General features: G+C 52.8%; 17 protein-coding genes. 8 read left to right on the top strand and 9 right to left on the bottom strand.

Annotated features, from left to right (window positions below; all coding sequences use genetic code 11):
* Positions 1–92 precede the first annotated feature (92 nt).
* The gene (locus HN413_17785; GenBank protein MBT3392253.1) at positions 93–3,497 is read right to left on the bottom strand and encodes a hypothetical protein; all 3,405 of its coding nucleotides are present in this window, start codon (positions 3,495–3,497) and stop codon (positions 93–95) included.
* A gap of 33 nt (positions 3,498–3,530) precedes the next feature.
* Positions 3,531–3,971, bottom strand: a complete 441-nt coding sequence (locus HN413_17790) for a dehydratase (protein MBT3392254.1) — start codon at positions 3,969–3,971, stop codon at positions 3,531–3,533.
* Between the two features lie 310 nt (positions 3,972–4,281).
* Here HN413_17790 and HN413_17795 point away from each other — a divergent pair, with 310 nt between their 5' ends.
* From HN413_17795 to HN413_17815, 5 genes are all read left to right on the top strand, one after another.
* A complete protein-coding gene (locus tag HN413_17795) occupies positions 4,282–6,663 on the top strand; it encodes a hypothetical protein (protein ID MBT3392255.1) in 2,382 nt (793 codons plus the stop codon).
* 6 nt (positions 6,664–6,669) lie between these two features.
* Entirely contained in the window at positions 6,670–8,718 is a 2,049-nt protein-coding gene (locus HN413_17800) for a Na+/H+ antiporter (protein MBT3392256.1), read from the top strand.
* A gap of 116 nt (positions 8,719–8,834) precedes the next feature.
* Positions 8,835–9,095, top strand: a complete 261-nt coding sequence (locus HN413_17805) for a hypothetical protein (GenBank protein ID MBT3392257.1) — start codon at positions 8,835–8,837, stop codon at positions 9,093–9,095.
* A gap of 3 nt (positions 9,096–9,098) precedes the next feature.
* The gene (locus HN413_17810; protein ID MBT3392258.1) at positions 9,099–10,949 is read left to right on the top strand and encodes a Na+/H+ antiporter; all 1,851 of its coding nucleotides are present in this window, start codon (positions 9,099–9,101) and stop codon (positions 10,947–10,949) included.
* A gap of 5 nt (positions 10,950–10,954) precedes the next feature.
* Entirely contained in the window at positions 10,955–11,221 is a 267-nt protein-coding gene (locus tag HN413_17815; protein ID MBT3392259.1) for a hypothetical protein, read from the top strand.
* On the opposite strand, the gene HN413_17820 is transcribed toward HN413_17815, so the two are convergent.
* The 7 genes from HN413_17820 to amrA all read right to left on the bottom strand — a co-directional run bounded on the left by HN413_17820 (position 11,218) and on the right by amrA (position 17,864).
* A complete protein-coding gene (locus HN413_17820) occupies positions 11,218–11,664 on the bottom strand; it encodes a hypothetical protein (protein ID MBT3392260.1) in 447 nt (148 codons plus the stop codon). The genes HN413_17815 and HN413_17820 overlap by 4 nt on opposite strands.
* Before the next feature lie 17 nt (positions 11,665–11,681).
* On the bottom strand, positions 11,682–12,290 hold the full coding sequence (locus tag HN413_17825; protein MBT3392261.1) for a DUF4405 domain-containing protein: 609 nt from the start codon (positions 12,288–12,290) through the stop codon (positions 11,682–11,684).
* A 272-nt stretch (positions 12,291–12,562) separates the two neighbouring features.
* Positions 12,563–14,248: a c-type cytochrome gene (locus tag HN413_17830; protein ID MBT3392262.1), complete on the bottom strand. Its 1,686-nt coding sequence runs from the start codon at positions 14,246–14,248 to the stop codon at positions 12,563–12,565.
* 11 nt (positions 14,249–14,259) lie between these two features.
* On the bottom strand, positions 14,260–14,751 hold the full coding sequence (locus HN413_17835) for a Rieske 2Fe-2S domain-containing protein (protein ID MBT3392263.1): 492 nt from the start codon (positions 14,749–14,751) through the stop codon (positions 14,260–14,262).
* 16 nt (positions 14,752–14,767) lie between these two features.
* Positions 14,768–16,186 (bottom strand): cytochrome bc complex cytochrome b subunit, encoded by a 1,419-nt coding sequence (locus HN413_17840; GenBank protein MBT3392264.1) that lies wholly within the window; start codon positions 16,184–16,186, stop codon positions 14,768–14,770.
* Positions 16,187–16,319: 133 nt separating this feature from the next.
* The gene (locus HN413_17845; protein ID MBT3392265.1) at positions 16,320–17,072 is read right to left on the bottom strand and encodes a DUF2202 domain-containing protein; all 753 of its coding nucleotides are present in this window, start codon (positions 17,070–17,072) and stop codon (positions 16,320–16,322) included.
* A 150-nt stretch (positions 17,073–17,222) separates the two neighbouring features.
* Positions 17,223–17,864, bottom strand: coding sequence for an AmmeMemoRadiSam system protein A (amrA, locus tag HN413_17850; GenBank protein ID MBT3392266.1), 642 nt, complete (start codon positions 17,862–17,864; stop codon positions 17,223–17,225).
* A gap of 29 nt (positions 17,865–17,893) precedes the next feature.
* On the opposite strand from amrA, the gene HN413_17855 reads away from it, so the two are divergent.
* From HN413_17855 to HN413_17865, 3 genes are all read left to right on the top strand, one after another.
* A complete protein-coding gene (locus HN413_17855) occupies positions 17,894–18,682 on the top strand; it encodes an N-acetylmuramoyl-L-alanine amidase (GenBank protein ID MBT3392267.1) in 789 nt (262 codons plus the stop codon).
* Between the two features lie 544 nt (positions 18,683–19,226).
* A complete protein-coding gene (locus HN413_17860; protein ID MBT3392268.1) occupies positions 19,227–19,709 on the top strand; it encodes a L,D-transpeptidase in 483 nt (160 codons plus the stop codon).
* Positions 19,658–20,731: a L,D-transpeptidase family protein gene (locus HN413_17865; GenBank protein ID MBT3392269.1), complete on the top strand. Its 1,074-nt coding sequence runs from the start codon at positions 19,658–19,660 to the stop codon at positions 20,729–20,731. Before HN413_17860 ends, HN413_17865 begins: the two co-directional genes overlap by 52 nt.
* Positions 20,732–20,758 lie beyond the last annotated feature (27 nt).

A 20,758-nucleotide genomic window follows, 5' to 3' on the forward strand; every position in this document is an offset into this window, starting at 1 on the left:
CATTTTACTCCACCCCCATATCTGGGTGTACTCCATCAATTCCCAAAGAGCCAAAAAGAGCAGATGCGTATTATCTGCTCTTTTTTTGTTCTTTACGGTGTTGGCGTCACAGAAGGTACCACCGAAGGCGTTGCCGATGGCACTGCCGTGGCGGGCAATGTCGCCGTGGGGGTGTAAGTGGCCGTCGCCGGGAGGGTATTGGTCGGTGTGGCGGTGGCTGTGAAAGTCGCCGTGGGAGTGAAGGTCTGTGTGGACGTTGGGGTGAAGGTAGGCAAATCGGTGGGCGTCGGCGTGGGGGTGGGTACCTGCAGATCGATGGAGATCATCGTTTCGGCAGATGTACCGCGAGTGGAGAACAGGCTCAGGCGCAGTGTCACCACCCCCGGGCCAAGTTCGCTGACATCCCACTCGTACAGATCATCCGGCTGATCGACCGGCGAATCCCCTTGCCGCAATGTATCCCAATCTACCGGATCATGTCCGTGGCCCCATTCCAAACGATAGGAGGCAAAATCGCTGGTGGCATCGGCCATGCCATAGATCACAATTGGGTTTTCTTTGATAACATCACCATCGCGGGGGGAGGTCAGTTGCAATTCAGGGCGCGAGTCGCTGGCCGAGCAGGCGGTTTGCGGGGTGAAGAAGAAAGGCTCTTCAAAGCCCATACTTCTGGCCCAGTCGCGGCCTTGATCGGTTTCATTGATCCACTTGACACCCCAGGGATCGCTCACATTCAGGCCGAGTTCACTCTCAGTAAATTCGGAACAAGCCGGGGAGGCCAGTAATCCAGTCCAGGTATCGATATTGGCTTTTTGCCATAAATCGTAGCCTTTGGAGAGCGGAGGCTGCGCGGCGAGGAAGTATTCACTACGCTGGCTGGGGCACCACTGCGAAGGCTCGGTGCCAGAAACTGCGCAGATCACCTCAGTAACCAGCCCTGATGGCGGATTGAAAGGCGTCGGGTTACCGCCGGTAAGTTGCTGCACGGCGGTCTGCATAAAGGAATTCCAGATCGGGGCCGCGCCAGAAAGACCAGTTGTGCCCTGCATGGGGGTGTAGTCGGCGTTGCCTACCCAGGCGCCAACGACAACATCGGGGGTATAACCCAGAGTCCAGTTATCGCGGAAGTCGTTGGTGGTGCCGGTTTTGGCAGCCACCTGAAACGGCAGATTGAGCAGCGAGTTGGTGCCAAACATCGGGGCGCGGGCTTGATTGTCGGAGATGATCGAAGAGATCAGGAAGGCGTGCTCAGCGCGGATCACCTGATCGCCCTGTGGGAGTTCATATTCGTAGACGAGATTTCCCAGATGGTCTTCGATGCGGGTGATTGCCACCGGAGGAATTCGTCGCCCACCATTGGCGAAGACGGCATAGGCTCCGGTCAATTCCAATAAAGAGACATCGCCCCCGCCGAGGGTCAGCGCGAGGCCGTAATCGTCACGCGTAAAAGTGGTAATTCCCAAGCGCTCGGCCATGGCGATCATGCCGTCTTTTTCGGGTGTATTGGGATTATCGTAAATACCCACATAATCGAGGGTTTTGACCGCCGGGATATTGAATGAATTTGCCAATGCGGTGCGAACCGTCACCGGACCGTGGTAGCGCTCATCGTAGTTCACCGGAACATAGGGTGGGCGCGTGTCGTTGGGGTCGCCGGAGGGCGGAAATTCCGAGCGTACGTCCCAGATCAGCGTGGCGGGCGTCCAGCCCTTCTCGAAAGCCGCCACATAGTTGATCGGTTTAATCGAAGACCCCGGCTGGCGCGGGCTGACCGACATATTGACCTGACCGTCAATCTCTTCTTTATAAAAATCTGCGGAGCCAACCATTGCCAGAATTTCGCCGGTACTGGGCCGGATGGTGATGAGCGCGCCATTGGTGACATGCTTATCGGCCAGGCCATTTACCTGATCGGTAACTACCTGTTGGGCAATATCTTGCAGGCCGGGGTCGAGCGTGGTGTAAACCGTAAAGCCAGAGCGGTAGATTGTCTGCGGGTCAAATTGTTCTTCCAGAATCGAGCGCACATAATTGACCCAATGGGGGTAGCGCATCTGCACTTCTGCCGGGCGGAATTCGTAGCTTTCCATCTGGGTGGCCGCGTTGGCAGCTTCGGCGGCTTCAATGCATACCGGTTGGGGGCTGTTGCTCACCAGAATACAGCCTTGCTCCTGGCTGGTTTGGAACATCAGCAACAAGACCGTTTGCTGCCGTTCCAGGGTAACTTCGCGGTTGGTATACACATCGTATACGGATGGCAATTGCGGCAGACCGGCAACGAAGGCCGCCTGGCCTAAATCCAGATCGCGCGCCGAAACACCAAAATAGGTTTGAGAGGCCGCCTCTACCCCATAGGCCATGTTGCCGTAATAATTTTCGTTAAGATAAATTTCGAGAATTTCATCTTTGGTATAACGGCGCGTGACTTCAGCGGCGAGAATGGCCTCGCGCAATTTACGCATATAGGTGCGCTGGGTGCGTTCTTCTGCCGTCAGGAACAAAGTTCGCGTGAGTTGCTGGGTAATGGTAGAAGCACCTGAAACGGTTTCACCGCTGGAAATATTCTGCCAGAAGGCGCGCACAATCGCCATGGCATCGAAACCGGGGTGGTTGTAGAATTCTTTATCCTCAGTTGCCAGCGTGCCCGCAATCAGATATGGCGACATCTCATCGATGGGGATGTAGGTGCGCCGCCCGGCATTAGGGTCAATAATTTCGTAGAGCAAGTTGCCGTTACGGTCGAGAATGCGCGTGGTTTCAAACTGCGAGACGCGAGCGCGCAAATCGCTGGGGTCGGGCAGGTCGTTGGCAATCCGCAGATAGGTGATCAGCCCGGCGGAACCGGCGATCAACAGCATAACGATCACGATAAATGTCCCCAGCAATGACATGCGCAAAAAACACCCCAAACCGCGATCAATCTGCTCGCGGCTAAAGCGGGGAGGGGCAGGCTTTTTAGGCGGTGGTGATGATCGAACCGGCGGGCGGGCGGGGGAAGAGTTGGCGCGTTGCCCCGAGGGGGGGAGTTCTGATTCCAACGCGGATGGCATCACCTGCGTTGCAGACATATCCAGTTCATCTACGCGGCGGGGCAGCGGCATCCCCTGGGTATCCAACGCCGGGCGGGCTTGCTGAGGCGTGGTGCCCAGGCTGGGCGGCGGTGGGGTGGTGATCTCTTCCTGCGGGAGGGTGGAAAAATCATCGCTGCCTGAATCCACCTCGAGGGGGATCGGATCGTCCAATTCGGGGGGCTGAACAGCTTCGGGCTTGGTGTCCCCCGAGTCCGCGCGATCCATCGGTGACTGCCCACTCACCAAATCCAAATATGTAGAGGGAAAATGCTGTTGAGGCGGTTCCTTACGCACGTCTTTATCGGCTTGCTCTGCGACAAGATTGGGCTGAGTATTGGCTTCGCGCTCGGTTTGTTCGGCCTCTTCGAGTAAGCGACGGAAGCGTTCGCGCGGGTCTTCGGCTTGAGAATTTTTCTCTTCTGTCATCGGGTCACTGCCTTAAAACCCCTGAGGGTTATTCTATTCAGGTCGGCTGGCAATCAGCACTTTCCACAGACCCTTCATCACAACTTCATCGGCCTGGTTTTTGACACTGAGTTCCAATTCCACCGCACCACCACCGAGGCGGCGCAGGGCTTTCACGGCAATAATCGCAGTTTCTACATGAACCGTATCACCGATAAATACAGGTTTGGTGAATTTCCAACTGACGATTTCGCGAAAAGCCAAAACTGTACCTTCGATCATGCCGCTGAGTGTCACCAAACCAGATGCAATTGAAGTAACCAGCAAACCATGTGCCACACGCTGCCCAAAGGGAGTTGTTTGACTATATTCCGCGTCGGTGTGAATCTGGTTATAATCTCCCGAAAGACCTGCAAAAGCAACAATATCGCTCTCGGTAATCGTCCGCCCGGCACTGATATAATATTGACCGGGTTCAAATTCTTCAAAATACATACCACGGGGCTGATACGTTGTCATACAATAGCTCCTGTTTCCACTGACAATAAACGACTGACGCTTGATTCTAGCACAAAACCTTTGACCTTTCGTGTGTATCCTCTTACAATATTTTGGATTTGACTTACTTTGACAAGGTCACATTCGCGGAAAGTTCCGAAAAATTGGGGTGCGGGCAGGGTTACACCCTGCCCGCACCCCAATTTTTCGACCACCTTCTTCAGTAATGTGACATTATCAAGTTACGCAGTTCAATAAATATATATGCCTCCCCTGTTGGCAGGCCTTTCTAGGTTATTATCTTCTTATGAAAATGTGGCAGCTCGGACATAACGATCCTGGGGAATATATTCTCGCCGCGGATGCGCGCTGCGGGCCAACCGATTACGGCAACGATCATATCTGGGAACTGATGCTCAGTGGGGGCGAACCTTCGGCGTTTGCGCTGCACACTACCTTTGGCCTGCGCGCCCTCAACCTGCGCATGTTCCCGCGCTTCACCGAGGGAGATACCAGCATATCCAATCCGGATTCATTTGCTGAAGCGCCGCGCATTCACCGAGTATATCCCAACTATATTTTATCCACATTTGCGCCCTTCACCGGAATCAACGTCCAATTGGAGATTTGGGTTCCGGATTCGCACAGCATTACCGGACGAATTTATATTAGCAACCAACGTCTTTCAGCGCGCGAATTACGTTTTGAATGGGGGGCGCAGCTATCGTCTAATCAGCAGGGCGAACGCATGAACCCGGCCGAGATGGAAGCAGCTACCATCTTGTTCGGCAAAACCGGTGACCTAACCCCGGTGCTGTTTATAACCGGCGGAGCGCACGTCAGTTCGGGACCGTATCCGGCGCTGGCGCTAGACCTGGATTTGCCCGCAGGGGGTTCGCGCACATTCCGCTGGTGCCTGAGCGCCACTGGTGGCCAACAAGAATCCTTTGAAAGCGCCCGCCGCCAGGTAGCACGCCCCTGGGAGAAGGAGATTGCCCGTCTGGACGCGTTAAATGCCGGTTTGATCGAGATTGAAACCGGCGACCCCGATTGGGACGCGGCCTTTATGCTGGCGCAAAAATCAGCGCTGAGATTACTTTGCGGACCAACGGAACATCTGCCGCATCCATCCTTTGTGCTTAGCCGCCAACCCGATCAGGGATATTCGGCGCGCGACGATGGGCGTGATTATTCCCACTCGTGGAACGGTCAACCCCCGATGGAAACCGATTTCCTGAGCGGGTTCTTACTGCCCGCCTATCCAAAACTGGCCCGCGGTCTGTTGCTAAATTTTCTCAGCATACAACAATCGGATGGCTTCATAGACTGGAAGCCCGGCCTGGGCGGTCAGCGTAGCAATATGATGGCTACGCCCATGCTCACGCAGCTTGCCTGGAAGATTTATCAGGCTACAGAAGATAAAGAATTTCTAACCGAGGTTTACCCCAAACTGCTCAAAGCTGTTAAAGCCTGGTTTTCCTCCCAACAAGACCGCGATGGCGATGGTATTCCGGAATGGGCAAATTTGATGCAAATCAATCTGGAGGGACATCCCACGTTTTCACCGTGGCAACCCAATGCCCAGGGTGCCGATATTTCTACCAGCGAAAGCCCGGCATTGTGCGCGTTACTCTACGCCGAAATTCAAACCCTGCTTAAAATGGCTCAATTACTGGAACGAACCGAGGCGATCCCCGCGCTGCAATCTTTGGCGGACAACCTCCAAAGCGCAATTACAAGTGCATGGGATGAATCCGCGGCCATGTATCGTATTTGGGACCGTGAAAGCCATCACAGCCCCGGGCGAAAAATTCTGGCCGATCAGTATGGCCCTGGCGAAATTGCTTTCCACAGCGATTTTGATGAACCCGTGCGTTTGGTAATTCTGATTGAAGGTCATTCCGAAACGCCACGCCGGGCAAATATATATATCCATGGCACCGGTTCTTCAGGCAAGCCGCGTGTTGAACACATCGCCGCTGAACAATTGCAATGGCGGCTAGCGCAAACTTCGGTCACCAGCCAACGCGTATATACATCGCTGGAATTCATCGATGTGCGCGATATTGGACCTGATGACCATGTCCACATTGAGGTGATGAATCTAAGCGTGCAAGATATATCCCTATTCTTGCCCTTGATGGCCGAAACCGAAACGCTCCAGCAAGCCGAACAGATCATTCGAAAATCGCTGCTAAACCCGGAGCGCTTCTGGCAGCCCTATGGCATTCCCCTATGCCCGCCGAAAGCACAAAAAAGCACCGGCGGAGATTGCGAGAATACATCGGTGATGTGGAGCAGTCTGATCGGCAGAGGGTTATTGGCGTATGGGTATCAGAGCGAGGCCGCCGAGCTTGTTGCCCGGCTAATGAGCGCGGTGCTATTTAACCTGAAGAAACATAAGGCTTTCTCTCACCATTATCACACCGAATCAGCTCAAGGGGTTGGCGAGCGTCATGCCTTGCCAGGTTTAGCACCCTTGCCTCTTTTTCTGGAAACCCTCGGTATTCGTCTGATTTCGCCCACTAAAGTGATGCTAGTAGGATACAATCCATTCCCCTGGCCGGTGACAATAAAATATCGCGGCCTCACTATTTATAAAGATCGCCAGAAAACCAGAGTAACTTTTCCCGGTGGGCAAACCGCCGTTGTGAAAAATTCTGACCCGCATTTGGTTTCTGTGGAGTAGTTTTCAATGAAAAAGACTCAAATCAAAAAACGCCAACACTTATTTAGTATAGTAATGTTATTTTCCATTTTGCTGGCCGGATGCGCAAGTGGCAATATATTTGCCCCAGTGCCAGATGCATTAGCACAAACAGAAGCTGAAGTGAATGCCAGTGAGGAAAGCGCGGACAACGAAGCCGAACGCATTACTGTTATGGTTACGATCGTAATTAGTTTGTTGCTGCTCGCTTCGCTGGTGGGGCTGGTTACATCGCGGTTGCGCTTGCCTTATACGGTTGGGTTAGTGCTGATGGGATTGGCGCTCTCGTTGATACGCGGGGCAAACGTAATCTATATTCCACCCGAAATTTTTTTAGGGCTGTTGGTACCACCCCTGATTTTCGAAGCTGCCTTTCACGTCAAAGCCGAAAATCTGTGGCAAGAGTTTCCACAAATTTTAACCTTTGCAATTCCAGGTGTATTAATCACCACTTTCCTTGTGGGCAGCGTAGTTGCCTTTGGCACAGGTTTTAGCTTTCCCCTGGCGCTGGTTTTTGGCTCGCTGATTGCCGCAACCGATCCGGTTGCCGTGGTGGCTTTATTCCGCTCGCTAGGTGTTCCCAAACGCCTGGAAGTATTACTTGAAGGCGAAAGCCTTTTTAATGATGGCACTGCTATCGTAGTTTTCAATCTGATGGTTGCTATCGCTGTAGCCGATACCGTAGTTTTTGATCCGTTGAACAGTGTGCTTGAATTTTTTTGGGTTGCTGGCGGGGGGTTGATGATCGGGTTTGTTCTCGGAGCGCTGATTTCACGCATGATTGGATTTATCGATGATGCGCTGATTGAAACTACATTGACTACCGTGCTGGCTTTTGGTTCATATATTGTTGCCGAGCATTTCCACGTCAGCGGTGTTTTGGCGGTGGTGGCTGCCGGTTTGGTCAGCGGGAATATCGGCCCGCGCGGCATGTCGCCATCGACTCGCATTTTGGTGTTTAATTTTTGGGAATACGCGGCTTTCATTGCCAACTCTGTGGTTTTCTTGCTGATTGGGCTACAGATCAATCTAAACCTGTTGCTCGCCGACTGGCAGGTTATTCTCTGGGCAATACTGGCTGTCCTGGTCGCCAGGGCCGTGAGCATTTACGGTCTTTCCTGGGTTAGTAAAAAAATCCCCCGTTCGTATAAACATATTCTCTACTGGGGTGGTCTACGCGGCGCGATTTCTTTGGCGTTGGCGCTAAGTCTGCCCCTCGATCTAGGCCCTGAGCGCAGCGAAATTCAGGCGATGGCCTTCGGCGTGGTGCTATTCACGCTGTTAGTTCAGGGATTATCGATGAAACCACTGATTAATAAAGTGGATCTCATTCAAAAAAATGAAGCCCAAGAAGAATACCAGCGCCGCCATGCCCGCGCGGTGATGGCGCGGGCATCCTACGACCGCCTTGAAGAAAAATATCAAAGCGGGTTGCTCTCCGCGTATGTATGGGAGTTGATGGCCAAGCCGCTCAAACAGTACGCCGAAGCGCTCTCAGAAAGCGTCACGGAAGCCCTGCACGTTGATCCAAAAGTCGAGGGCGATGTAATTGAAAATGCCATGCGCGATCTGCTGCATTCACAACGCAGTTCACTCAACGCGCTGCTACGGGATGGGATCGTTACCGAAGAAATCTATGTGCAGCTCGTTGGCGAAGTTGATACAGCACTCACTCAGCCACGTTCGAATCTGGTTGAATTGATGATGCAGCGCAACAACCAGAATATCTGCGGCATTATGACAGTTATCGTGCAGGAAACAGATGTGGAAAATGTGATCGCCTCGTTAAACCGCCTGAGCATCCCCGTTACACGTCTCTCCAGCTTTGGCGGATTTCTGGGGCAAAAAAATGTCACACTAATAGCCGGGGTTCCTGAAGGGCAAGACCGCAATATCACCAGCGCAATCACCAGAGCCAGTCAGCAACGTGTAGAATTTCTGGCCGCTAAAAACCTGGATGACACCAACGAAACCGCCGTAACGATTGGCGGCGCGACAATCTTCACTTTTGAGGTAGAACGCTACGAAGAATTATAGGTGTTTGGTAACTGCTCAACCTCGAACAAAAAAAGAGAATTTTTTCTGCGAAGGCTGTGACCGGAGCAGTTACTTTGTTTGTGCGAAGCAAAAACCTGTAAAAGAGGAAATACACTATGAAAATGATCATAGCTATCATCAATAACGCGAAAAGCGAAGCCGTGTCTGAAGCCCTGCTTGATGCTAATTTCCGGGTCACACGCCTGGCAACCACAGGGAGTTTACTCCGCGATGGCGCAACCACGCTGATGATCGGCGCTGAAAGCTCGTTGGTTGAAGATGCCCTCAAGATTATCCGCGCCCAAATTTCCTCTGAGCCTGAGAAAAAACAAGCCACGCTATACGTGCTCAATGTAAAAAACTTCAATCGTGTCTAATCCATGTCATCCGAACAATTATTCTTCATCGAAGAACGCATTATCCTGCTGCTTTTTCTAGCCAGTCTGGTTGGGATTGCCGCCCGCCGCCTGCGCATGCCCTACACTGTAGGTTTGGTGTTGGTCGGTTTTGGGTTGACATTCTTTGAACAAGTTGAACTCAGCATAGCATCAGATGTAATTTTGGGAATTTTAATTCCGCCGCTGGTTTTCGAAGCCGCATACCACCTAAATCTTGATGATTTGCGCCGCAATCTCAAACCGATTTTGATCCTAACCATCCCCGGAGTGTTGATCACAACCTTGCTCGTAGGTGGGGTGATCTCCCTCGGTGCCGGATTCAGCATCCAAACCGCGTTGCTCTTCGGCGCGCTCGTCGCCGCCACCGATCCCGATGCCGTTGTTGCCCTCATTCGCTCACTGGGCGTCCCGAAACGTTTGCAAGTACTGCTCGAAGGCGAAAGCCTGCTCAACGATGGCACTGTCATCGTGCTCTATAATTTGCTCCTGAGCGCCATTCTGACAGGCAATTTCAGCGTAGCCAACAGCCTGACACAATTCGTCAGCGTGGCGGGCGGCGGGCTATTTGTCGGTTTCATTATCGGCTGGCTGCTTTCACAAATCATCAGCCGCATTGATGACCATTTACTCGAAACCACACTGACCAGCGTACTGGCCTATGCTGCCTATCTGGTCGGCGAGAGTATCGGTGTGAGCGGCGTGATGGCTGTCGTTGCAGCCGGGCTGGTCAATGGCAACCTGGGAACCAAAGGTATGTCACCGACCACGCGCATTGTGGTCTACAATTTTTGGGAATACGCTGCCTTTTTGGCAACTAATCTGGTTTTCTTGCTCATCGGCTTACAAATCAATCTCGCTATGCTACTCGCCAACTGGCAAGCTATTTTATGGGCGATTGGCGCAGTACTGGTTGCGCGCGCCGTGGTTGTTTATAGTTTACGATTCTTTAGCGCCAATATTCCCTTGCGTTGGCGGCATGTACTTTTTTGGGGTGGCTTGCGCGGCGCTCTGGCACCCGCGCTGGCGCTAGGTCTCCCGCTTGAATTCGGAGAATTGCGCGGCCAACTCCAGGCGATGGTCTTCGGGGTTGTACTCTTCAATTTACTGGTACAGGGCATCACGCTGGGGCCACTGGTGCGCAAACTAAAACTCGTTCAGCGCAGCCAAACCCAAGATGAATATGAGCGGCGGCACGCCCGAGCGGTGGCATCCCGCGCCGCCCATAACCACTTGGAACAACGCTATCAGGAAGGGCTGATTTCCCAGCAAAGCTGGCAAATGCTCACGGTGTTGTTTCAACGCCGCATCGCCGCCTTGAGCAACGCCGTTGGCGAAGTGATTCAACTCGACCCCCAGGTAGAAGCCGAAGAACTGGATACCGCCTGGCGAGAATCCCTGCTCGCACAACGCAGCGCTTTCAAAGCTCTTCTACGCGATGGCGTGATTACTGAAAATACCTTCAATCACCTCATTGGCGAAGTAGACCTCGCGTTGTCAGACCCCGAATCGCACTGGGCAATCATTAAATATAATTCTCAACCGCAAGAAATTGAATCCCTGCTGACGGTATTCATTCAGGAACACGACGCCGAAAATGCTACCAATACGCTCAACCGAATGGGCTATTCGCTCACTCGACTTTCAAGTACTAGCGGTTTTCGAAAAGAAAGTATAAGCACATTTATTATGGGTATCCCAAAAGAGCAAGAAGAGGCTGCCATCCAGGCGTTAAAGAGCAACTGCCAACCGCGCGCAAATAGCACCGCTCAAAAAACAACTGGGGGCGCTTCAATTTTTAGTTTTGAAATTGAACGATATGAGGAAATTTATTAATGGCTATGAAAATGATAATCTCAATTCTTAAAGACGATGATACAGATGCCGTCTCCGATGCGCTGATGGAGCAAGATTACCATGTCACAAGGATCGCCTCCAGCGGCGGATTTCTTCGGCAAGGACGCAGCACTCTAATGATCGGCGTCCCTGCCGAAGAAGTCGATCAGGCCATTCAGATTGTTAATGAAAACTGCGTCCCCACGATTGAACCGATGATGCGCAAAGCGACAGTTTTCGTACTCAATGTGGAATATTTCGAGCATATTTAGTGATCCGTGGCCCACAAGGGGTGTCCGGACTCATCTCGAAGGTGAACCATCTGCCCGGAGTTGAGATTTATCAACGAGATGACTTCAAAACTATCCTGCTCGTAGAAACCTGTCACACTCACCGGGTCACCAATTTGCGGCGTAAAGCCTTGATCTGTGGCATAACGCCAGGAACGCCGCGCAATCCCCAAATTTGACCCATCTCCAAGCGACAATACCAACTCCCGGTTGGACATGCTTACAACCACCCCTTGAACCTGCACTACATTCTGCACGGGCATTTCGTCTGTGTATTCATCGGATTCATGCACCTGGTTTTCGCTCTGATTCAACCCGTCGGGCTGCGATAGATCGCCCAACTTCGCCTGGGTGCGATTCACCGCCCCGACAAACAGAACCAACACCAACCCCGCGTAGAGCGTCCACAAAATAATTTTTTTCATCAGTATTATTCCTTATGTCAACTGCGAACTGGAATCTGAGCCAAACGTGATCTGGTTTTGAACAGCTTGGTGGTAACTTTCGTGACCCATTTCCAGTGAATGGCAAAGTGCAGCACAGCCGCGGCGATCATCGCGGTTCCAGCCCAGGTGTGAATCAAATCCCAAACCGCGGGGCTGAAAAGCAGCGTAACGCCGGTCGTGCCACCCTCGACGGAGAAGAAAAAGAAATACAGACCGCTGAGCGCGGTGAAAAGAAAACTCAGGCCAATTGTGCTGTTAATCAACAGATTGAATTTGCTGCCCGAGCTAAGGCTCTGGGCGCGCCCCAGCGCCTTATTAACCACGCGACGGGTCATATTCACGATCCAGGCCCAATGCAGCGGAATGTGGATCGCTGCAATCGCGATCATCGCGAGGCCAACCCAGGAGTGCCAGGATTCCCAGGTATGGCGTTCGAATAAAATGATGATGCCATACTTGGCATTGCGCCCGCCCTGATAGCCGCCGATGGGTAAGAACAAAAAGTAAATTCCCGAAATAAAGCTAATCAGGCCGCTAAAAAACAGCCCGAAGTCAATCAACCAATTATTACGCGTACGGGGCGAAACCGATTTCAATGTTGCCATGCAGATACTCCTGAGATAACAAAACCATTGGGGATTCAATTGCCTATAGTGTATCGACTAGATGTGAAGATGTTGTGAAGAATTTTTGCATATTTTGTGAAACCTTGCACAGGCAATGCACCAACAGGCGATTTGTCGCAAAGTGAATAACGGCACTCCCGCACAAATTGCTGGTATAAAAAAGAGTGCACAAACATCATGCGCACTCTTTTTTGTAGAAATCTCCGCGTGGAAGGATAGAGCGAAACAAAGATCGATTAAAGAAGAGTTGCCTACACCACACGTGTTCTTCGGCTAAACACGCCCATACGTATCATGCCCAGCAAGCCAACAACCAGCAAGAACGCAGGAACGATCACCGCGGTAGCGGCTATCAGCCAGGCGCGCGCATCCATGCGCTCAGACCAACTCAGCGGTTGTTCATCAGGGAGCAAGAAAAGCGGAATCTCGCCATCGACGTGACCCTGCTCGTTACCTGCTGCGCCACTCTCCTGACCAGCCCACTCCGGCGGACCGCCTTGTCCGTCTTCATGCGCTTGATCGAGCATTGCCGCGGCCTGCTGGGTCGCATCGGGGGCAACTTGCGGTTCTGTAACCGGGGTTTCGGATTGAGACATAGCATCCGCCTGGGCGACGGTGTCTTGTTGCTGTTGCTGACCCGGTGGCTGGGTTTCATCTTGTTGCCACCATGCGCCACCTCTGCCATTACCATTATTCCCATTTTCGTTGTTGCTGTTGCCATTCCCGGTAGCGGCATTTTCGGCGTCCGTGGCGGCTGCGGCTGTATTTTCATTCGCAGTGTTACTCCCACCACGTCCCTGGCCGCCTCGGCCACCCTGTCCACTTTGTCCAGGGTTTGTGTCACCCTCGGTTTGCCACCACGGGCCACCACCAGTGCGCGCCGGTTCGGCAACTTCGGGAGCATTAGGTTCCCAGGCTCGAATAAAGCCCACAATAGCCTGAATTTCAGCTTCGGTCAGACGGTCACCCCAGGCGGGCATGGAAGTATCGGATACACCCAGTGTGATAATCTGCTGCAAGGCCTGATCGTTGGTATCTTCCAGAAAACCTTTGACATTCAACGATGGGGCGCGTTGGGTTCCCTGTCCTTCGGGGCCATGACAGAAGGAACAACTTGTAGCGAATAGCGATTCGCCCAAAGCCAGGCTCTCCGCTGTGACCGGGATCGGCCCAACCTCGGGCGCTGGAATTGCGCCTGCGGGGACTTGATCCCACTCGGTGAGCAGAGTCAGCACCGCAGAAATTTCTTCATCTTCGAGGGCATTTTCCCAACTTGCCATCAGCGTACCGGAGACACCGCTACGCACAATGCGTTCGAGTTCTTCCCAAGTTTTCTCGCTTACCAGGGGGTCGTTAAGCGCCGGGGCCAGAGCTGTGCCAACGCCATCAGCGCCGTGGCAGGCCACACACTCCTGGGCATAGACAGTGATCCCCAGGGCCAAAGTTTCACCCCCGGGCATTTCAGCTAACAACGCCAACACTTCAGGATCCGGTTCAGCTGCAAAAGGAATGCGGGGCACCAATCCCAGGTTGACCACGCGGTCCTGCACAGCCTGCCAATCCACCGCTTGAACCAGGGAGACTAACTGACCCACTTGATAATCACTCAATGGGCCACCATCTTCCTGATTCCAGGCTGGCATGGAGGTACCAAACAAGCCGCGCGAGATAATCTTAAACAGGGTTTCGGCATCGGTTGCGCGTAAACCTTCGTTATCCAGGGGTGGATTCGAGCCAATGCCCTCCCCTGCCATGCCATGACAAATCGTGCAGTTCTCAGCATAAATGGTTATAGCTTCATCAATATCGGCCTGCTCTTGAGCTGCCTGCGCCACAACCAGGCGCTGAGGCTCTTGTAGGGCATACAGCAACAACCCCGTGCCAATCAGCAATGTGGCGATCATACCGATCAAGATTTCAATTCGGTTGGTTTTCATTCGTCATTCTCCTAGGCTGCGTAAACCACATGCGCGGGGTCAAAACCGTCGCGGACAATCAAATTGCCAGTATCCACCTGGATGATGCCCTCCTCGATACTGACTGCAAAAAGATCCAGCGGGCGCGGGGCTGGTGGGTTAAGCACATCCCCATCGGAAGTAAATTGCGAGTTATGGCAGGGACAAATAAACATATTTTCAGTTTGCTCCCAGGGAACGCTGCAGCCAAGGTGCGTACAGCGCTGATAGATTGCCAAAAAGCCGCCATCTTCAAAACGTGCAAGATAAAAACGCCCGTCAGTGATGTGGGTAACCGATCCGGGAGGAAAATCTCCCACCGCGCCGACGGTGAGTACCCCGCCGAATTCGCCTTCAGCTAAACGGGGCTGCATATACGCAATGGCCAGGGCGCCAGCCTCCAGGGCAGTGATCCCGCCAATCACACTCCAGGCGGTTTTTAAAAAATCTCGACGGGTAACGGTAGTGTCGTTTATTTCAGTCATAATGCAATCACTCCGGTTAATGAGCGGGAACAATCTCCCAGGGCCAGAACAATTGCATGCCTTCGCCGCGGAAGAAAATACCGATAATTGTCAGAACAATCAGGGCTACAAATAAATAGGTGAACCCAATCAGGATACGCTCTTCCCGATCGGTTTTAAAGATCATTCGTAGCGCTGCTTGAAGCAGGTAAAAACCTAGCAGCAATAGCGAAAGTGGTAGCAGACCATTTGATATCCAGGTCGGCCAGCCGGGCAACCAGTCGGTCCAGTTCAGGGCAAACTCATCGACCAAAACCCAGATGGGGGTGATGAATAGTGACAGGCTGGTTGCGATCAAGGTGAGATAGCGGCCGCGCCACGAGCGGAAATACACACCCACGCTCTCCAGAGAAATATCATAAAATGGCAACAAGGCCAGCGCACCGAGGGCCAGCACAGGGATCAGCACCGCCGCGATCACCGGGTGGAAGTGCAATAGCAATTCTTGCAAGCCCATAAAATACCACGGCGCTTTGGCCGGATTGGGGCTAACATCTGGATTGGCGATTCCTTCCAGCGGGGCCGCGACCAGCATGCCAATCGTAAGCATGACCGCAATCCATGTCACTGCCCAGATCAGTTCAACGCGCACCAGATGCGGGATGGTGGTGACGCGCTCGGAGCGTGTGGTTTCCTCTTCGGGGGCTGCCAACTCAGCGGTGGTCTTGGGTATCGAGAGTCCACCATCCTTACGCACGCGCCAGAAGTGATACGACATCAACATGACAATGCTGACCGGGATCACACTGATATGCAGAGCATAAAAATTAAGCAGCGTGTTTGCACTGACTTCAGGGCCGCCGAGTAGCAGATTACTAAGCCATGATCCAACCAGAGGCACATATTCAACGATGCTGGTCCCTACGGTAATTGCCCAAAAGGCTAACTGATCCCAGGGAAGCAGATAACCCGTGAAATTAGCGCCCAGTACCAACAGCAGCATGACAACCCCGATAATCCAGTTGGTTTCACGCGGCGGACGGTAGGTCCCGGTGAAAAAGACGCGCAGCAAATGAAGGATAGATACCACTACCAGTAAATTCGCGCTCCAGTGATGGATATTGCGGATTAACTCCCCGAACCATACGTTGGTACGCAAATTGAGAATATCAAGATAAGCCTGGGGCGGGCTGGGGGTATAGTTCATTTCAAGCAATACGCCGGTAGACATGAGCAGCACCACCAGGAGTGCAGATAGGCCACCCAGACCCCAGGTATAACTAAAACGCAGGGTACGCACATCAACTTTTGCGGGATGGATGTGCAAGATCATGCTATCGAGAACCATGCGCATTCGACCGCGGTCATCGGTGGGCATGCCCTTTGGCCCTAGCGTATTTCGTAAACGCTGAAAGAAACCAGCCGATGGATCGTGGGAAGTATTTTTTCTACTCATAAAATTTCCTTATTGGATGAAAAATCGTGATTTTGTCTTATCGATTTTTGTCACAGAGTTCACAGAGAAGACTATGTTTTTAAGGGTTTTCTCTGCGAACTCCGTGACTAATCGTTTTACTCGGCTCGAATAACTAGTTGTTGCGTCCGCCGCGGCGTCCGTTTCCCATACCGCCGCTGACGGGTTGATCGGTGGTTTGAGCGCCGCCGTTGCCAGTGCTCCCATCTACCTGCCCCTGGCCTTGCCCGGCATCCAGGTTCTGGCCCTGGCTTGCGCCGTAGCCGTTGCCCATAGGCGAACTCAAGATCAGATCATAGGCTTCTTGATCCATGTACTGGGGGATGTAGGTTTCACCAGTTTGCTGCGTGAGAATATTTGAAAACGCACGCAAGTGGTTACCCGAACCCTGCAACAGGTTTTCGTAGATGGCGATGATATCGCCGTTAAGGGTTTGCGCCAGATTGGCTTCCAGATCGAGGATGTCGATCTCTTCGATAGCGCCGCCCACTTTGAGGGCATCAGCCAGCGAAAGGCTGCCTTGTGCCACCAATTGGTCGTAGAGCGCCTGCAAATCGGGGTTGGTGAACTCGCCCACATCCATACCTGCGGCCGGATCGTCAATGCCATAGATGGCGAGCAGGGAATACACCGCTTCCATGTGAGCGGATTCGCTACTGGCGATATTATTGAAAATTGGCATGCCCCACAGGTCGTAGAGGGTCAGGTATACGTCTCGCGCCAATTTTTCTTCTTCGCGCATAAAAACCAGCGCGTCAATTTCTGCATCGCTCAACGCAGTTTGCGCGGCGGCATCGAATACCGCCACGAAACCGGCGGCAAATATCAAAATAAACAGTGAGAGTAAAAGCTGTGTTTTCTTCATCATAAATCTCCTTTTGAGGGAAACGTTGTTCCCAAATTACAGAGATAAGTTTAGTTTCCCCATGTGAAGAAGATATAGATGAGTTATGAAGGAGTTATGAAGAAATACCCCTATCCCGAATTTCTCCTTTATCTGGGAGAGGGCGAAAACCGTCTATTCGTGAAATTCTTCGACCTGGTAGATTTCGATAATCAGATTTCGTTCGCGCCAGGCATCAGGGAGATTGCCCATCTTAAGACAGAGTTGATTCAGGAATTCGACCGGGGAGGGGATTTTTCCCCAAACCTGAGGCAAAAACGTGGCACGGCGCGAACCATCGCGCAGCAGCACACCATCCACGCCGGGACGCAGGCGAGCCAGGAGATCGTCGGGCGAGGCGTATTCAAGGGAGACAGGCGATGTGAGGCGCGAGATTTCGATGGCGATAGCAGGCAGTTCGTCGGCCTGTACGGGCGGGAAGCGGTAATCTTGCGTGGCAGCAGCGATGGCATGCTGACGGGTATCTTCCACCAGAGGGCGAAAGGCTTCGAGCGTGCCAATGCAGCCGCGCAGTTGGCCGGATTTTGTCAGGGTGACAAAGGTCGCTCCTGGCAAGCGTAATTTTTCGGGATAATCTTCGAGAATGAGTTCCGGTAGGGGGGTGCCGGCCAGTACAATTTCCAGAGTCTGACGCGCCAGCTTCAAGAGCTGGTCACACTCTGCGGGGCTAAGTTGATCTTCCTTCACGCGTTTCTCCCAATCTGGCTCTTTTCTTGCAATCGAATCCAAACCTATTTTACCTGAAAGACTTGCCATTCAACCGCCTTTTCGGTACTATGAATACTATGAAACGCAAATCAACTGCCCCCAAGAATTCGCCCGGCTTGCTCGCTACAACGCTGATCTCGCTTTTTACGATTTCGGGCGTGGCATTTTTAATTGCATCCCTCTTTACGGCTGCGAAACCGATCAACCCCTTTTCTGGCGATTTCAGTGCCCGCATCGCCGAGGCGCTCAAAGAACAGGAGCCAACCCCGGATGATTTGCAGTGGCCCACCGCCACGCCACGCCCCAGACCGCACATCGGGATTGTAGTGGGACACTGGGGTGATGATGCCGACCCCGGCGCAGTTTGCCCGGATGGTCTGACCGAGTTAAGTATTAATCAGGTTATTGCTGGAGAGTTAGAGAAAAAACTGCTCGAAGCCGGTTTTGATGTTGACATGATGTACGAATTCGATGACCGGCTGAATGACTACACCGGCATTGCGTTGATTTCGATCCACGCTGATTCGTGTACGTATATCAACGATGTCGCCACCGGATTCAAAGTGGCTGCTTCCCAGGGAAATCCGCGCCTGGAACGCACCGCCCGTCTTGTGGCCTGTCTGCGTACGCGCTATGCCGCGGCGACTGGCCTGACCGAACACCTGAGCATCACCGGCGATATGTCAGAATATCATGCCTTTGAAGAGATCAATAATGAAACTCCGGCTGTGATTATCGAAACCGGCTTTATGAATCTCGACCGGCAAATTCTGACACAGGACGAAGACCTGATCGCTCAAGGCATCGCCGACGGGTTGGTGTGCTACGTGCAAAACGAAAGTATCACCATTCCTGCCGATGAGTAATAACTGGTCACAGGCCCAACACGCGCTGCACGAAGCCCAGCAAGCGCTCAGGCGCAACGACCACCGTGCAGCGCGGCGCTGGGCCGAGCAGGCCGCCGTGCTGGCCCCCGAACGCGAGGAACCGTGGCTATTTCTGGCAGTCGTTGCTTCGCCCCGCGCCAGTCTGGCCTATTTGGAACGCGCCCTCGAAATTAACCCCCAAAGCCAAAAAGCGCGCAACGGTATGCATTGGGCCATCCAAAGATGGCGTCAGGTTCCGCAACCGTCTCCCAAACCGCAGCATCCGCGCCTGCTTGGCGAAGTATCACCACAGGCACTCATTCGCCCGCGGCAAATTTTAACCCCCTGGGTTACGATTATTATCATCATCCTGGCTGGATTCATCTTTTGGTACCGTCCACCCAATCTACCAGCCGTTTTTGCCCAGGAAAACGCGCTACCAATGGCACAAGTTGATGTCGGAAAGGCTACCCGCACGCCAACCCCTACCCCAACATTCACACCAACGCCCACGTTTACGCCAACCCCAACGCCGACCAATACACTGACACCAACCGCGACGTTCACACCTTCGATCACCCCAACGCCACTCCCCACAAACACCCCCCAACCGACGCAACCGCCGCCCACCCCAACAACGATCAAAACCCAACCGCCTGCGTCTATAAGCACCGGCGAACGCTGGATTGATATTGATCTCTCCGACCAACGTCTATACGCATACGTTGACGATGATCTGGTAAAATCTTTTGTAGTTTCCACCGGAACCTGGCAGTTTCCCACTGTCACCGGGCAGTTTCATATTTACGTCAAATATCTGCATGCCGATATGGCTGGGCCGGGCTATTACCTGCCCGATGTGCCCTACACGATGTACTTCTATAAAGGTTATGGCATCCACGGCACGTATTGGCATAATAACTTCGGAACACCAATGAGCCACGGCTGCGTGAATATGATCACCGATGACGCTGGATGGATTTACAACTGGGCATCAGTAGGCACAATGGTGAGCGTGCATCCATAAATATGGCCGATTCGATCTCGCGCAGAGATTTTCTAAAATTAAGCGGGGTGAGCGTTCTAGGCCTGGGGCTGGCTCCGTTTAAGCAGTTTTTCCCAGTCTCCGAGTCCGTCCAGCAAGGACGCGCCATCTACGAGGAGATCACGGTATACGAAGAGCCATCGCTGAGCGGCGCGATGGTACGGCAAATTTGGGAAGATACCGTTTTCCCCATTGCCGAAGTCGTGTTCGGGGACGAAGAGCCCGCTCACAACCGCGTCTGGTTTCGCCTTGCCGAGAGAGAATATGTCCACTCCGGGGGTGTGCAACCCGTCGAAACTCGGCTCAATGCCCCGGTTTATAATTTTCCGCCCGAAGGCAAACTTGCCGAAATCACTGTACCCTATACCGATGCCTTTCGCAAAGCCGATACCCGCAGCAATACTGCCTACCGTTTTTACTACGAAACCACCCATTGGGTCATGGATATGCTACTCGATGCCTACGCCGTGCCGTGGTATCGCGTGACCGATGATCGCTGGGAATTTGAATACTATGTCCAGGCGCGCTATTTACGCATCATTCCAGATGAAGAATTAGGTCCGCTCTCGCCGAATATCCCGGAGGAAGCCAAACGTATCGAAGTGGATACCACTGAACAATTGGTGACTGCCTACGAATATGATGAACCCATTATTATGATTAAGGCCTCCACCGGTGCGGAATATAGCACTGGTAAGTTTTTTACACCCCTGGGACGACACTATACTTACCACAAGATGCCCTCACGCCACATGGCCGCCGGGAATTTAGCCCGCAATGGTTTCGACTTGCCGGGCATTCCCTGGGTAAGCTATATTACCGATACTGGTGTTGCTTTCCACGGCACATACTGGCATAATGATTATGGCAAACCGCGCAGTCATGGCTGTATTAACCTGCCATCGCAAGCCGCTAAATGGCTTTACCGCTGGACTTTGCCGGTGGTACCTGCCAGCGAGCGACGCGTCCAGGAGGAAACGGGGACGCGGGTCGATGTCATATAAGTACGACTAAAAACTTAGGAGAATAAC

This window comes from Chloroflexota bacterium (assembly GCA_018648225.1).
Taxonomy (GTDB): domain Bacteria; phylum Chloroflexota; class Anaerolineae; order Anaerolineales; family UBA11858; genus NIOZ-UU35.